General features: G+C 69.3%; 13 protein-coding genes and 1 riboswitch. Of the genes, 2 read left to right on the top strand and 11 right to left on the bottom strand.

Annotated elements, in window-relative coordinates:
• Positions 1–337: 337 nt before the first annotated feature.
• The 9 genes from ACGFIS_RS36615 to ACGFIS_RS36575 form a co-directional block, all read right to left on the bottom strand.
• Entirely contained in the window at positions 338–640 is a 303-nt protein-coding gene (locus tag ACGFIS_RS36615) for a hypothetical protein (RefSeq protein ID WP_392912125.1), read from the bottom strand.
• A 203-nt stretch (positions 641–843) separates the two neighbouring features.
• Positions 844–969 (bottom strand): hypothetical protein, encoded by a 126-nt coding sequence (locus ACGFIS_RS36610; protein ID WP_392912122.1) that lies wholly within the window; start codon positions 967–969, stop codon positions 844–846.
• Positions 970–1,082: 113 nt separating this feature from the next.
• Complete coding sequence (locus ACGFIS_RS36605; RefSeq protein WP_392912120.1) at positions 1,083–1,673, bottom strand: phospholipid scramblase-related protein; 591 nt, start codon at positions 1,671–1,673, stop codon at positions 1,083–1,085.
• A 74-nt stretch (positions 1,674–1,747) separates the two neighbouring features.
• Positions 1,748–2,350, bottom strand: coding sequence for a phospholipid scramblase-related protein (locus tag ACGFIS_RS36600; RefSeq protein WP_392973908.1), 603 nt, complete (start codon positions 2,348–2,350; stop codon positions 1,748–1,750).
• Between the two features lie 126 nt (positions 2,351–2,476).
• Positions 2,477–4,105, bottom strand: coding sequence for a chaperonin GroEL (gene groL / locus ACGFIS_RS36595; protein WP_392912115.1), 1,629 nt, complete (start codon positions 4,103–4,105; stop codon positions 2,477–2,479).
• Between the two features lie 657 nt (positions 4,106–4,762).
• The gene (locus ACGFIS_RS36590) at positions 4,763–5,539 is read right to left on the bottom strand and encodes a hypothetical protein (RefSeq protein WP_392973907.1); all 777 of its coding nucleotides are present in this window, start codon (positions 5,537–5,539) and stop codon (positions 4,763–4,765) included.
• A gap of 476 nt (positions 5,540–6,015) precedes the next feature.
• The gene (locus tag ACGFIS_RS36585) at positions 6,016–6,294 is read right to left on the bottom strand and encodes a MoaD/ThiS family protein (protein ID WP_392912110.1); all 279 of its coding nucleotides are present in this window, start codon (positions 6,292–6,294) and stop codon (positions 6,016–6,018) included.
• A gap of 11 nt (positions 6,295–6,305) precedes the next feature.
• A complete protein-coding gene (thrC, locus tag ACGFIS_RS36580) occupies positions 6,306–7,550 on the bottom strand; it encodes a threonine synthase (protein WP_392912108.1) in 1,245 nt (414 codons plus the stop codon).
• A 16-nt stretch (positions 7,551–7,566) separates the two neighbouring features.
• Positions 7,567–7,708: riboswitch (SAM riboswitch) on the bottom strand.
• 117 nt (positions 7,709–7,825) lie between these two features.
• Positions 7,826–8,764 (bottom strand): cation diffusion facilitator family transporter, encoded by a 939-nt coding sequence (locus tag ACGFIS_RS36575; protein ID WP_392973906.1) that lies wholly within the window; start codon positions 8,762–8,764, stop codon positions 7,826–7,828.
• Positions 8,765–8,873: 109 nt separating this feature from the next.
• Here ACGFIS_RS36575 and ACGFIS_RS36570 point away from each other — a divergent pair, with 109 nt between their 5' ends.
• A complete protein-coding gene (locus ACGFIS_RS36570) occupies positions 8,874–10,385 on the top strand; it encodes a trehalose-6-phosphate synthase (protein WP_392973905.1) in 1,512 nt (503 codons plus the stop codon).
• A gap of 77 nt (positions 10,386–10,462) precedes the next feature.
• On the opposite strand, the gene ACGFIS_RS36565 is transcribed toward ACGFIS_RS36570, so the two are convergent.
• A complete protein-coding gene (locus ACGFIS_RS36565; protein ID WP_392912101.1) occupies positions 10,463–11,488 on the bottom strand; it encodes a sulfotransferase family protein in 1,026 nt (341 codons plus the stop codon).
• A gap of 173 nt (positions 11,489–11,661) precedes the next feature.
• Positions 11,662–12,213, bottom strand: a complete 552-nt coding sequence (locus ACGFIS_RS36560) for an RNA polymerase sigma factor (RefSeq protein ID WP_358469208.1) — start codon at positions 12,211–12,213, stop codon at positions 11,662–11,664.
• Here ACGFIS_RS36560 and ACGFIS_RS36555 point away from each other — a divergent pair.
• Positions 12,212–14,485 (top strand): serine/threonine-protein kinase, encoded by a 2,274-nt coding sequence (locus tag ACGFIS_RS36555; protein ID WP_392973904.1) that lies wholly within the window; start codon positions 12,212–12,214, stop codon positions 14,483–14,485. The genes ACGFIS_RS36560 and ACGFIS_RS36555 overlap by 2 nt on opposite strands.
• The last annotated feature ends 63 nt before the right edge of the window (positions 14,486–14,548 follow it).

Below are 14,548 nucleotides of genomic sequence, written 5' to 3'. Positions count from 1 at the left end.
TTCAGCCCTTTTCCGATAACGCCCTTCCACTGCCGCTTGCGCGGCACCTTCCAGGCGGTGAAGCTATTTCATCAGATCCGGCCCGATTGTCAAAATCGACCTTTTCCGACCCACCAACGAACCGCGGACACGGAGCAACCGTGTCTGCTAGGTCGAAGTTGGCTCCCCACGGCACGGCCGCCTCTCGACGTCCCGCTGCCCTGTGGGGCGGAGAGAACATTATGCCCCTGCGGACCCAACGTCAAACCGACACTCACGCTTTTTTCCGAGCGGTGTTCCGCGGGAGCCGGAATCACCCGTCAACCCCACGCGTCACCTGCGGTTATGTCTCTCGCCGTCAAGCCGTCTGAGCAAGGTAGCCGCCCAAGAAGACGACCCCCTCGGCGAAGACCCAGAGAATCGCCGCCGCAGTGAGCATGCCGCTGAGACGATCCGGATCCCGTCGCGGAGAGAGCAACGCCAGAGCCACCAGGATGATTCCCACCGCCGGGATCACCGCGGCAAGGGAGACGAGAACGGCGTCGTGGACGCCGTTGACGCAGGCCTGGTCCCGGGCGCCGTCCGCACCGCAGAAGGCCTGTTCGCCCCAGCCGCCGAGGGCAGTGAACATCCAGAGCGCGGCAAGGGTGAGGTTGGCCACCGCGGGGATCGCGGGTGAGATCCGCCACTCGCCGGTACGTCTCGGAGCGACTTGCACGACTCATTACCTACCCCGGCGGTCCTCACCCGAAAAGGGCTTCCAATTCCCGGTGCGGTCGAGGCAGGTGCGCACTGCCCCCACCATTCCCGGGTCGGCGGCCACGTCGGTGCCGGCCCGTGTACAGATCAGTGCCACATCGAACGTCAGCGGCCGTGGCCGGACGATTGGACGAGGGTCGAGCGCAGATCCTCGGTCGTCACGGACGGGACGCGAGCGTCGAGCTCGTTCATCCGGTGGGCGGTGTGCAGGACCTCCCTCAAGGACCGCACGCGCCGCACCGTCCGGCTTGCCGCGCCAGTTGATCTCCCGCGGGTGGAGCGGATCACGGAGCCGACGGGGCTGACGGCCGCCGCCCCGAGCCCCCGGCCGGGGCCCGGTCCGGTCAGGTGATCTCCTTGGACTCGTGGAGGGTCATGTCCATCACGATCGCCGTCATGACCGCCATGGTCCGCAGCGGTTCCGGGACGGGGTCGAAGATCTCGGCCTCGTACTTGTCGGCCGTCGTCAGCAGGTGCGTGGCGAGGCCCGCCCACTTCTTGCGCACGTGGGCGACCTTGGTGCCGTCGTTGTCGTGCACGGTGAAGTTGTTGCGCGGCACGTCCACGTCGACCGCGCCGATCAGGGTGCCGTCGCCGTCGTAGACGACGTAGCGGCGTCCGACCCGCTCGGTGACGAACGAGCCGACCGCGTCCTCCTTGGGGCCGAGGATCTCGGTGTAGTCGCGTCCCTTCTGCTTCTCCACGAGGAAAAGGGGGTTCCCGTCAGGTGTCGTCAGCAGGACGGCGCGGGCGTCGAGGTTCGACTTGCCGGGGACGATGCCCCGCATCGCTTCGGCGCGGCCCTGGTCGTCAGCGGGTGCCGCGATGGCGACGACGGTGCCGTCAGCGTCCATCACCTTGTAGCGCGATTTGGCGAACGGTCCTCGGCGAGGCTGCTCAATCCTGAGCATGGAGGAACTGAACGGGTCGCTCATGCATCTCTCCTGGCTTCGTCGTAGGCCGCGCCCTTCCGCGCCCTACGGTACGGGAAATCCACCGGGCGAATGGACTACCCGATCGGCCAGTCCTTACCTTCGTACAGCATCAGATCGATCGCGATCGGGGTGGCGACCACGAGGACGCGGAGCGGGTCGTGGAGAGGCTGGAAGATTTCGACCGAGTATCTGTCGGCGGTGGTCAGCAACTCGGTGGCGACGCCCTTGAGCTTCTTGTCGACCTGCGCGACATGGTTGCCGTAGCCGTCGATCACCGGGAACTTGTAGCCGTAGCGGCTGCCGTCCAGCCGGCCGACGGGGCGTTCGGCCGCGTCCAGAAGCATGTACTGGTACCCGGCCTTCTCACCGATTTTCCGCAGTGAGCCGATCAGAGCACCGTCGGCCGTGCTCACGTGTGTATCCCCGCTCCCGGTTCCCTTTTGCGCCTGCACGGAGATCAGCGGCACACCCTGCGTGCTCTCGACGTGGACGGTCCGGCCGCTGCCCCCGCCTCCGCCGGCGGTCCTCGCCGCCCGGCGGAGCCGCGAAATGTCACGCTCTCCCGCGGTGGCGAGCAGCGTCCCGTTGCCGTCGAACACCCGGTACCGGGATTCGGCGCCCGGGACGCCGCGCGGCTGATCGACACGCAGTACGGGGGAGCTGAAGAGATCACTCATGGGTACGCATGATGCCAGCGCATCCACCCACCGGGAAATGCCGGCAGCCCATTGTGGACACCGAGCACACGAAAGGGACGGCCCGAAGGGCCGCCCCTCTCACGTCGCGTCGTTACACGTCGCCGATCAGAAGTCCATGCCGCCGGCGTCGGGCATGCCGCCCGCCGGGGCCGGGTTCTTCTCGGGCTTCTCCGCGATGACGGCCTCGGTGGTGAGGAACAGCGCGGCGATCGACGAAGCGTTCTGCAGCGCGGACCGGGTCACCTTGGCCGGGTCGAGGATCCCCGACTCGAACATGTTGACGTAGTCGCCGGTGGCGGCGTTGAGGCCCTCACCAGGAGTGAGGTTACGGACCCGCTCCACCACGACGCCGCCCTCAAGGCCGGCGTTGACGGCGATCTGCTTCAGCGGCTCCTCCAGAGCGCGCTTGACGATGTTGGCACCGGTGGCCTCGTCGCCCGTGAGCTCCAGCTTGTCGAACGCGTTGGTGCCGGCCTGCAGCAGCGCCACGCCACCGCCGGGGACGATGCCCTCCTCGACCGCGGCCTTGGCGTTGCGGACGGCGTCCTCGATGCGGTGCTTGCGCTCCTTGAGCTCCACCTCGGTCGCGGCGCCGGCCTTGATCACGGCGACACCGCCGGCGAGCTTGGCCAGGCGCTCCTGGAGCTTCTCGCGGTCGTAGTCGGAGTCGGTGTTGTCGATCTCGGTGCGGATCTGGTTGACCCGGCCCGCGATCTCGTTGGCGTCACCGGCGCCGTCCACGATCGTGGTCTCGTCCTTGGTGATGACGACCTTGCGGGCGCGGCCCAGCATGTCGGTCGTGGTGTTCTCCAGCTTGAGACCCACGTCCTCGCTGATGACCTGGCCGCCGGTCAGCGTGGCGATGTCGCCCAGCATGGCCTTGCGGCGGTCGCCGAAGCCCGGCGCCTTCACGGCCACGGACTTGAAGATCCCGCGGATCTTGTTGACGACCAGGGTGGCCAGGGCCTCGCCCTCGACGTCCTCCGCGATGATCAGCAGCGGCTTGCCGGACTGCATGACGCCCTCGAGGACGGGCAGCAGGTCCTTGTTCGCCGACGCCTTGCCCTGAACGATCAGGATGTACGGGTCCTCGAGGACCGCCTCCATGCGCTCGGGGTCGGTCACGAAGTAGTGCGAGATGTAGCCCTTGTCGAAGCGCATCCCCTCGGTCAGTTCGAGCTCCAGACCGAAGGTCTGGCTCTCCTCGACCGTGATGACGCCTTCCTTGCCGACCTTGTCCATCGCCTCGGCGATCATCTCGCCGATCTGCGGGTCGCCGGCGGAGATGGAGGCCGTGGAGGCGATCTGCTCCTTGGTCTCCACGTCCTTGGCGAGCTTGGACAGCTCTTCGCTGACCCGCTCGACCGCGGACTCGATGCCGCGCTTCAGCGACATCGGGTTCGCACCGGCCGCCACGTTCCGCAGGCCCTCGCGCACCAGCGCCTGGGCCAGCACGGTGGCGGTGGTGGTGCCGTCACCCGCGACGTCGTCGGTCTTCTTGGCTACTTCCTTGACGAGCTCCGCGCCGATCTTCTCCCACGGGTCCTCAAGCTCGATCTCTTTCGCGATCGACACACCGTCGTTGGTGATCGTGGGGGCGCCCCACTTCTTCTCCAGCACGACGTTGCGGCCCTTGGGACCAAGGGTCACCTTGACGGCGTCGGCGAGCTGGTTCATGCCACGCTCGAGGCCGCGCCTGGCATCCTCGTCGAACGCGATCATCTTTGCAGCCATAGGCTCCAGTCCTCCCGGAACAAGGTGGCTTAGACGGATCGAGCCGACGCCCGCGACGGACGGCCCCCACCGACGACTGCCATTCCGTCGCCGGCCTGAGGCCTCATCGCCCCGACCCAGACTGTGAAGTTGTCACTCTCCACAGCAGAGTGCCAACCGTTTTTTAGCACTCTACCCTGCCGAGTGCAAGCGCCGCGCATCCACGCCGGGGGAAGGTTCATCTACCTGCCCCGACCCGTTCCCACCTGCGCCGGAGTCCCGTTCGGGATCGTCACCGGTGTGTCGCCGCGCTCCACCGCGTCCGGTCATCCGTCGGTAATCACGAAACGATCGTCGAACACGGGCGCGAGGGGGAGCGGCGAAGCCGCGATCCTGTTCCGCGGCGTTCCGCGACGAGGGTAGGAGGAGCCCCCAGCGCTGCATCAATGCGCCGGTTCATGATCTCCTCATCACCGTCGATGCAGTGGGCATACGCGCTTTGGGACAACACCCGCTCATGCCCTGCCGTCCTACTGAGAACGGGCGTCGACCGCGAGTGTTTCCCAGGGGACAGACATCGGCCGCTCCAGACTCGCGTTCGCTGGAGCGGCCCGACAGGCGTCCTGGGGGCCTTATCGCCCTGTGAATCCGAGCTACTTCATGGCGCGCGGCAGGCTGCTACTCGGCGCCCTGCTGGGCGGCGGCGCCATCCGCGATTTCGTCCTGCTCCGAACCCTCGACCTCGTTGACGACGGAGTTGCCTTTGCCGCCCTTGAGGCTGGTGTTGATGTCGTCGACCTTGACCGACTCGTTCCCGACCTTCGGCGAGGCGTAAGGCGACCCGGTGACACTGCTGAAGTTCAGGTTGCCCGGGCCGGACTCGCCGACGAGGGTGGGACCGTTGTGCCCGACGTTCGAGTTCTTCACCCACTGGGCGATCTCGGACTTGCCGTCGTGCCCATTCTTGCCGTCCGACGCGGCCCGCTCGGCGCTCTGCTCCTGTGCCTCCTGCTGCTGCGGAGCGGCCTCCTGCTGCGGAGCGGCCTGCTGCTGCGGAGCGGCCTCCTGCTGGGCGGCCTCCTGCTGGGCGGCCTCTTCCTGCGGAGCCTCCTGCGCTTCCAGCGTGTTGTGCTGGGCGCCCTCGGCGGACGCCTGCTCCGCACCACCCTGCTCGGCGGCCTCCGCGCCACCCTGCTCGGCGGCCTCCGCGCCACCCTCGCCCTCGTCCTGCTCCGAGCCCTCGACCTCGTTGACGACGGAGTTGCCGTGGCCGTTCTTGAGGCTGGTGTTGATGTCGTCGACCTTGACCGACTCGTTCCCGACCTTCGGCGAGGCGTGAGGCGACCCGGTGACACTGCTGAAGTTCAGGTTGCCCGGTCCACTTTCGCTGACATAGGTAGGACCGTTGTGCCCGATGTCCGCCTTGTCTACGACGTAGATGTGGATGTCGGCCATCGCGGAAGGGGCCGCCAACACGGTAGCCCCCATCGCGATACCGGTAACCGTCACAGCTCGCGCGATTCGATTCATGCCATTCCTTCCTGCGTGAACTATCGGCGCCCTTCTGGGCGCCCACGCATCACTACTTCCAGGAAAGATCCGACAGCAAAGAGCGTCGATAGGCCTCCACAAGATAGCGGCAGTGAATCACATACTCACGTAAGGGGATCGAATCCTCATCGCGGGCTCCTAATGATATTTCCGAATGTTAGGCAATTCTTCTGTCTTGGCAATTATGTCCCCGAATGCACGATTGTTCAGGTGGCAGGCCCGAAATGCCGGCACGTAGGGGCGTCCGTACACCACGGCGAGACGCCCGGCCGGGAATCCCGGCCGGGCGTCTCGCCAGACTCCTGGCCGAAGCCAGTTGATCAGTCGGTTCTGCGACGACCCACGAATGCGCCGTGGGCGGCGGCACCGAGTCGGCCCCGTCAGCCGCCGGCGACGGCGGGGATGATCGAGATCTGGGCGCCTTCGGGGGTGGAGGTGTCCAGGCCGTCGGCGAAGCGGACGTCCTCGTCGCCGACGTAGACGTTCACGAAGCGGCGGATCTTGCCGTTGTCGTCCAGGATGCGGGCGGAGATGCCGGAGTAGGTGGACTCCAGGTCGGCGACGACGGCGCGGAGGGTGGCGCCCTCGGCCTTCACCTCGGCCTCGCCGCCGGTGTAGGTCCGCAGGATCGTCGGGATACGGACGGACACGGTGCTCATTGGTGCTCCTCTCAGGCCAGGCCTGCGGCGCGGAACGCGTCCAGGGACGGGGCAATGTTGGCGGACGGGGCGACGACGGGTGCGACGGCGTCCAGGGTCTTCAGGCCGTCCCCGGAGTTGATGATCACGGTCTCGGCGGACGGGTCGAGCGTTCCGGCGTCGACGAGTTTGCGGAGGGTCGCGACGGTGACGCCGCCCGCGGTCTCGCCGAAGATGCCCTCGGTGCGGGCGAGCAGCCGGATGCCCTCGACGACCTGCTCGTCGGTGACGTCCTCGACGGCGCCGTTGGTGCGGCGGGCGACGTCCAGGACGTACGGGCCGTCGGCGGGGTTGCCGATGGCGAGGGACTTGGCGATCGTGTCGGGCTTCACCGGGCGGACGACGTCGTGCCCGGCCTTGAACGCGGCGGCGACCGGGTCGCAGCCGGCGGCCTGGGCGCCGAAGACGCGGTAGGGCTTGTCCTCGACGAGGCCGAGCTTGATCAGCTCCTGGAACGCCTTGTCGATCTTCGTGAGCTGGGAGCCGGACGCGACCGGGACGACGATCTGGTCGGGCAGCCGCCAGCCGAGCTGCTCGGCGATCTCGTAGCCGAGGGTCTTGGAGCCCTCGGCGTAGTACGGCCGGACGTTGACGTTCACGAACGCCCAGTCGTCCTGCTCGCCGGCGATCTCGGAGGCGAGCCGGTTGACGTCGTCGTAGTTGCCGTCGACGGTCACGAACGTCCCGCCGTACACCGCCGTCGTGATGATCTTCTGGGATTCCAGGTCGGACGGGACGAACACGGCGCTGCGGATCCCGGCGCGGGCCGCGGCGGCGGCGACGGCGTTCGCGAGATTGCCGGTGGACGGGCAGGCCAGCACTTTGAAGCCCAGTTCACGGGCGGCGGCGAGGGCCACGGCCACGACGCGGTCCTTGAACGAATGGGTCGGGTTGCCGCTGTCGTCCTTCACCCACAGGCTCTGCAGGCCGAGGCTCTCGGCGAGGTTGTCGGCGCGGACGAGGCGCGTCAGGCCGGGCTCGGTGTTGGGCGTGTCGGCCACGGTGGACGGGACGGGCAGCAGCCCGCGGTACCGCCAGATGTTGCGGGGCCCGGACTCGATGGCCGCACGGGTGACGCCCCCGAAGTCGTAGGCGATCTCCAGGGGGCCGAAACACTCCTCGCAGGCGTAGAACGGGCCGAGGTCGCGTGTGGAGCCGCATTCGCGGCAGACGAGGCCGGTAGCGGGTCCGAGGTCAGTGGCAGGCGTGAGTGCCATGAGGGCGAGGCCTTTCTCCCCATCTTCCCTGCGCCACCTTGGTCGCAGGCCGGAGTTGGCACCATCTCCCGGCCGGCCTCGCAGGATCGCGAGTGCGCCTCAGCCGGGTGGTTGCCGGGGCTTCGCAGGGCCGGTCCCTCCACCCCTCTGGATGAGCTGTATTCAGTTGTGAAAGCGAGCGCGCTTTGAACGCGTATGCGTCGACTTTACATGATCTGACCGGATGCCAGACGGGTAGGTCCACTGGCTGAGACGCTACCCGGATGCGCTCTTGATCACGCCGGTTCTCCGCGGCGGACGGTGCGCTGCGTGGGGTCGAGGAACACGTGCCGGACGGCCGGAAGCCGCTCCCTGAGCCTGCGGTCGATCTCCCCGGCGACGTCCTCGGCCTCGTCGGCGCTGATGTCGTCGGAGAAGTTGACCTTGGCGGCGACGAGGATCTGCTCGGGACCGAAGTGCATGGTGAGCAGTTCGTCCACACCGGTCACGCCGCGGGCGCCGAGGATCTCCGAGCGGATCTCGCGCTGTGCGGCGGGGTCGGCGGCCCGCCCGATGAGCAGCACCGTGCTCTCGCGGCCGATCCCGAACGCGAGCACGACGAGCAGCAGGCCGATGAGGACGGAGGCGAGGCCGTCCCAGACGTCCGAACCGGTGATCTCGCGGAGGGTGAGGCCCGCGGCGGCGAGCACGAGGCCGATCATCGCCGTGCTGTCCTCGAACAGCGCCGCCTTGAACGTCAGATCGGGTGACCGGCGGACGTGCTCGACGAGCCCGCGGCCGTTTTCGCGGGTCTCCTGGCGCGCCTGGTAGACCGCGCGTATCCAGGACGTCCCCTCCAGCACGGCCGCGAGGCCGAGGACGGCGTAGGCCAGCCACACGCTCGTGCCGGTGCCGCCGCGGCCCATCATGGTCAGGATGCCGTAGGAGATGGAGAATCCGGCTCCGGCCACGAAGATCCCGAACGCGGCCAGCAGCGACCAGACGTACCGCTCGTTGCCGTATCCGAACGGGTGGCGCCGGTCGGGCGGACGTTCGCTGCGCCCCAGGGACGCGAGGAGGAAGCCCTGGTTGAGGGTGTCCCCCACCGAGTGCGCGCCCTCCGCGAGCATCGCGCTGGACCCGGCCAGGGCGCCGGCGATCAGCTTCGCGATCGCGAGGATGAGGTTCGCCGCACCGGCGACGAGCACGGTCTTGGTCGTCTCGGCCCTGCTCATCCGAGTCGACTACCCGTCGCACTTTGCCCTAATCCAGGCGGATTCGGCAGTGGCGTGAACCACGTGGGTCACTTTGAAGCGCCTCGGTCCCAACTGAGACCCTGCCGGTATGAGCCAAGTGCTGGTGGCATCGAACCGGGGCCCGGTGTCGTTCTCGTCGTCCGAGGACGGCGCGCTCACCATGCGGCGCGGGGGTGGCGGGCTGGTGTCGGGCCTCGCCGCCGTCACGGGAGCCCCGCGCGACCCCGGACCGCTCAGCCCGTCCGCCACCGAGACGGCGTCCGAGGCGGCGTCCGAGGCGGCGTCCGAGGCGGCGGACGTGCTGTGGGTGTGCGCGAGCCTGGGCGAGGCCGACCGGACGGCCGCCCGCCGCTCCCCGGACGGCCGCATCGACCTGGCCGGGTACGAGACCGGGGGCGCCGCCGTACGGATGCTCGACATCCCCGAGGCCACGTTCCACCGCGCGTACAACGCCGTGGCCAACTCGACGCTGTGGTTCGTCCACCACCTTCTGTACGACACACCGCGCAGCCCGCATTTCGATGCCCGTGCCCGCCGCGACTGGCAGTCCTATGAGGCGTACAACGCGGCGTTCGCCGACGCCCTCGCACGGGACGCCGCGCAGGGCGCGAAGGCTGCGATCCAGGACTACCACCTGTCGCTGGCTCCCCGGATGCTCCGCGACCGGCGTCCCGACCTGAGAATCGTCCACTTCTCGCACACGCCTTGGGCGCCGCCGGAGTACTACAGCCTGCTTCCGGACGACATCGGCTCGCAGATCCTTCTGGGCATCCTCGGAGCGGACCACGCCGGGTTCCTCACCGAGCGGTGGGCCTCCGCCTTCCTCGACTGCTGCGAACTGCTGCCGGGGGCCCGTGTCGACCGTGCCGCCCGTACCGTCACCTGTTCAGGACACGTCACGCATGTAGGCGTCCATGGTCTCGGCGTCGACGGGACGGCGTTGCGCCAACGCGCCGCCGAACAGGATGTCGTGGAACGGGCGCGCGCGCTGCGTGAACAGGTGGGCGACCGCCAGCTCATCGTGCGGATCGACCGGACGGAGTTGTCCAAGAACATCGTGCGTGGTCTCGCCGCCTACCGCGAGCTGCTCGTCAACCATCCCGAGTGGCGCGGACGTGTGGTGCACCTCGCGTTCGCGTATCCGTCCCGCTATGACCTGCCCGAGTACCGGGAGTACACCGCGGCCGTCGAGCGGACGGCGAAGCAGATCACCGACGAGTTCGGCACGGCGGACTGGGATCCGCTGATCCTGCAGGTGAACGACGACTATCCCCGTTCCCTCGCCGCCTACGGCCTGGCCGACGTCCTCCTCGTCAACCCGATCAGGGACGGGATGAACCTCGTCGCGAAGGAGGGGCCCGTCCTGTCGGAGCGCGGCTGCGCGCTAGTGCTGTCCAGGGAGGCGGGCGCGGCGGCCGAGCTCTCCGAGGACGCGCTGATGGTCAACCCGTACGACGTGTCGCAGACCGCCGAGACGCTCCACAAGGCCCTGCTGATGCCGCGGGCCGAGCGCGCCGAACGCTGCGCCCGCCTCACCGCCGCCGCGACGGCCCTCACTCCGCAACGCTGGTTCGCCGACCAGCTCGCCGCCCTCGACTGACGCCGCACGTTCCCGGCCGCCACGGCCGGCCGGTCGTGACGGCCGGCCGGTCGTGACGGCCGGGGTGGCGGCGCAGGTCACATGGTGGAGGTGACGGTGCTTTCCGCCGCGAGGAGGCATTCGACCGGGTTCGGTTCGTGGTGCTGCTTCCAGCGTTCGCGCAGGGCGGCCTTGCGCTGCGCGATGCGGCGGTGGGCACTGGTCCTGGTGAAGCGGGCGAGCTGGGACGCGGGCGGTTTCGGCAGTCCGCTGGGCTCGTAGCCGTACTCGGCGAGCCGTTCGCCGAACGCGGCCTCCGCCAGGCTGATCTCCCAGGGGTCGAGGCGTTCCGCCCACGAGCCGATGCGGCTGGTCGTGACGGAGTCGTGCGTCCGTCCATGCCACTTCTTGCGGGGTGAGACGGTCCGCTGGGCCAGGCCCTCGGGGCGCGTCATCGCCGGGTCGAAGTCCTCGCCGAGGAACCCGCAGAGCCGGGTCAGCTCGTCGGCGGGGTCGGTGACGAGCCGCTCGTACTGCATCTCGTAGTAGGCGTCCGGGCCGAGGCGCTCGGCCAGCCGGCGTCCCCGGTCGATCGCCTCCCGCCACACGGACACGGCGTGGTGGACGTCCCTGTCGTACCAGGGCATCTCCATCAGCGAGGCGACACAGTCGCGGCCGTCCCGGACGAGGTGGACGAACTGCGCGTCCGGGAACATCCGCAGCAGCGTGCCGGCGTGCCGGAAGTAGCTCGGGCGCTTGTCGCCCCAGCGCGGCTTGCCGTGCCGGCGGGCGTACGCGCGGAACACGATGCCGATCGCCGAGCCCAGCGTCGGCGGCCCGGCGACGATCTCGTCGACGACGTCACCGGCGTCGAGGCCGAGCGCGTGGAACTTGGTGGCCTTCCCGGCCGTGATCCACTCCGCCAGCGCCCGTCTGTTCGCCCTTTCCCTGAGGTCACCGAACTCGCACCGCTCCGTATAGGCGGGGATGAGGAACTTCGTCTCCGCCGGGATCGCGATGCGGGCGTGCGAGTGCAGCATCAGCTGCAGCAGCGTCGTCCCCGAGCGGGGACACCCGAGAACGAAGATCGGGCGGTCGTGACGGGGGTCCGGGCCTGATGACATGCACGGCATGGTGTCCCACGCACCGGGGCGGCGGCCCTGGTCATGAGGGCACCGTTGCCCGCCGATTACCGACGTTTGACGGTGCCGTCTCCACGCGCCCGCACCCTTGCCGCCCCGCTGCGCGTCAAGGGCCGCACGTCACGGCCGCGCGTCACGGGCCCGGCCGGCGGCGGTCAGGTGTAGGACTCGCCCAGTGTCTGCCTGACCTGCTTGCGCGCCTCGTGGATGCGGGACTTGACGGTGCCGAGCGGAAGGCCCAGCTGCTCGGCGATCTCCGCGTACTCCAGCTGGGAGACGTCCCGCAGGACGAGGGCCTGGATGAGGTCGGGCTTGCGAGCCTCCAGGTCCTCCATGGCGTCCAGGATGTCGACCCGGGAGCCCGCGATGACGCTGGTACGGCGCGGGTCGGGGCGCTGCTGCGGAAGCTCCCCCGCCTGCTCCACCGAGCGCCGCTTCAGCGACCGGTAGGTGGAACGGGCGGAGTTGGAGACGACGACGTGCAGCCAGGTGCTGAACCTCGACCGCCCCTCGAAGCGGTGGATGTTCCGCGCCACCTGCAGCAGTGCGTCCTGGCATGCCTCCTCGGCGTCCTGCCGGCAGGGCAGGAATCGGGAACTGTGCCGCAGGACGTCCGGCTCGATCTTGCGGAGGAGCTCGTTGAGGGCGCTCTGGTCACCCTGCGCGGCCTTGACCGCCAGCTCCTCGGTCCTCTCGTCGAATGCCATGCCGCCTCATTGCTCGTTCGCGCACTCACCCCGTTGTTGGGATGATACGGGTGTGTCTTTCCCACCATCAGTAGGCCGTTACCGGATCGACCGCGTCCTGGGTTCGGGGGCGTTCGCCTCTGTGTGGCTGGGGCAAGACGACGCCCTGGAGTCCCAGGTAGCGATAAAAGTCCTGTCTGGCAGCCTGATCGACGATCTGGACGTGCGCAACCGTTTCCTGGAGGAGGCTCGGATACTTCGCCGCGCCGACTCCGAGCGCCTCGTCCGCGTCCACGACATCGGCGAACTTCCGGACGGGCGTCCCTACTTCGTGATGTCGTACGCGGACCGCGGAACACTCGGCGACCGCATGCGCGAGCGGCCACTTCCGGTCAGCGACGCGATCGCCCTCGCCGAGGAGATCGCGTACGGGGTCGAGGTGATCAACACGCTGGGCGTGATCCACCGCGACCTCAAGCCGTCCAACGTGCTGTTCCAGTCGACGCCGGACGGCGGCGAGAAGCTGCTGATCGCCGACCTCGGGCTGGCCAAGGCTCTCGCGCACGCCTCCGGCGCCTTCACCCTGCCGGTCGGCACGCCCGGGTACATGTCGCCGGAGCAGGCGAGGTTCGGCGGCGGCCTGGACGTGCGCGCCGACGTGTACGGGCTCGGCGCGCTCACCTACCACATGATCACCGGACGGGCCCCCGGCCCGGCACCGGTCAAGTCGCCGCCCAGCGAGCTGCGCGAGGGGATCACTCCGGCGTTCGACCAGGTGATCCTGCGCGCCCTGGAGGTCGAGCGGGAGAAGCGGTGGCCGACCGCCGAGGCGTTCGCCGAGGCGCTGTCCACGCTGCGGCCGACGTCGGCGCCGGGCGTGCCCGCGCCCTCGTACGCGCCGCCGGCCCCGCAGATCAACGCGGACGCGACCGTCCAGGACTTCTACCGGGACGGCAGCCAGGCCCGGCCGCCCGGCCCCGGCCCGGCTCCGGCCATGACTCCCGTTCAGGGCCAGGCGCAGGGCCCCGCCCAAGGACAGGGACCGGTTCAAAGGCAGGCGCCCGTCCAGGGTCAGCCTCCCGCGCCGGGGCCGGCGCCCGGCCCGCAGGGCGGTGGCCCGCGGGAGATGCGGACACGGCTCGACCAGCCGGCCGAGGACGACGTCCACACGTCCGAGATGCGCGTCCCGCCGGGGCCGCAGGGCGGTGAGCAGACGATCGTGGACGACCCGAGCGGACGCGGCACGCCGTTCGGGCAGGCCGAGCCGGCGACCGCCCCCGACAATGACAACGACCGCACGGTGGCGATGCAGTCTCCGCCGCCTCCGCAGCAGCAGGGCGGCCCCGGCGGCGACAACAAGACCGCCGTCTTCCCGACGCAGCCTCCGCAGAACGGCGCCCCGCAGCAGGGCGGCCCCATGCAGCCGATGGGCCCGGGGCCGGGCGGCCCGCAGCCTTACGGTCAGCCCGGCCAACCCGGTCAGCCCGGCCAACCCGGTCAGCCCGGCCAGCCCGGCCAGCCTGGGCAACCGGGGCAGCCGCCTCCCACCGGATTTCAGCCGCCGCCACCCGGACCGGTCCAGGGTCAGGGCCAGGGGCCTGGCGGCGGCAAGGGCGGGCTGCTGGGCAAACTCCGGGGCGGCGGTGCTCCAGGGCGGCCGGGCGGCGGTGGCGGCACCGGGAAGAAGTTCGTCACGCCGCTGATCATCACGGTGGTCGTTCTGGCGGTGGCACTGGTCGGCGGCCTGACCCTCGGCCTGCTGTTCTCCGGCGGCGACGACGGCAAGGACAAGGAAGACAAGCCCAAGATTCCGAAGGACTTCGTCGCGATAGCCGACAACTCGGGCAAGATCAAGGCCGCTGTGCCGAAGGCGTGGCCCAAGGACCAGAGCGAGCAGACGTGGACGCCGTCCACCGTCCGGCTCAACGACGCCCAGCCGCGCCCGGTGCTGCGGGCGACGCCGGACAAGGCCGCTTACCTCGGCAACGGCAAGGGCCCCGGGGTCTTCATCGGCGTGACCGCGGACGCGCGTGACGGGCAGCTTCCTCCGCCGAGCGCGGCCGTCCACTCCCAGTGCACGAAGGCCGAGCCGGAGAACTACACCACTCCGGACAAGGCCCTCAGCGGGACGATCACGCGCTTCACCAACTGCAAGACCGGTACGCCGTCCGTCACCGAGGTCGGCCTCCGGGACAAGTCCGGCAAGTTCGGCCTGTGGATCCGGGTCAAGGAGACCGACGACCGCAACGCCACCAAGGACATCTTGGACAGCCTCAAGGTCACCGGCCCCTGACCATCACACGCCCCGGCCTGGCCGTCCCCTGACTGGCGGCGCCGTGCCGTTGCACGGTAATAC

Origin of the sequence: Spirillospora sp. NPDC048824, assembly GCF_043198455.1 — a bacterium.
GTDB lineage: Bacteria > Actinomycetota > Actinomycetes > Streptosporangiales > Streptosporangiaceae > Spirillospora.
The sequence above is the reverse complement of the archived record's forward strand: the minus strand, read 5'-3'. Positions and strand labels throughout refer to the sequence as shown.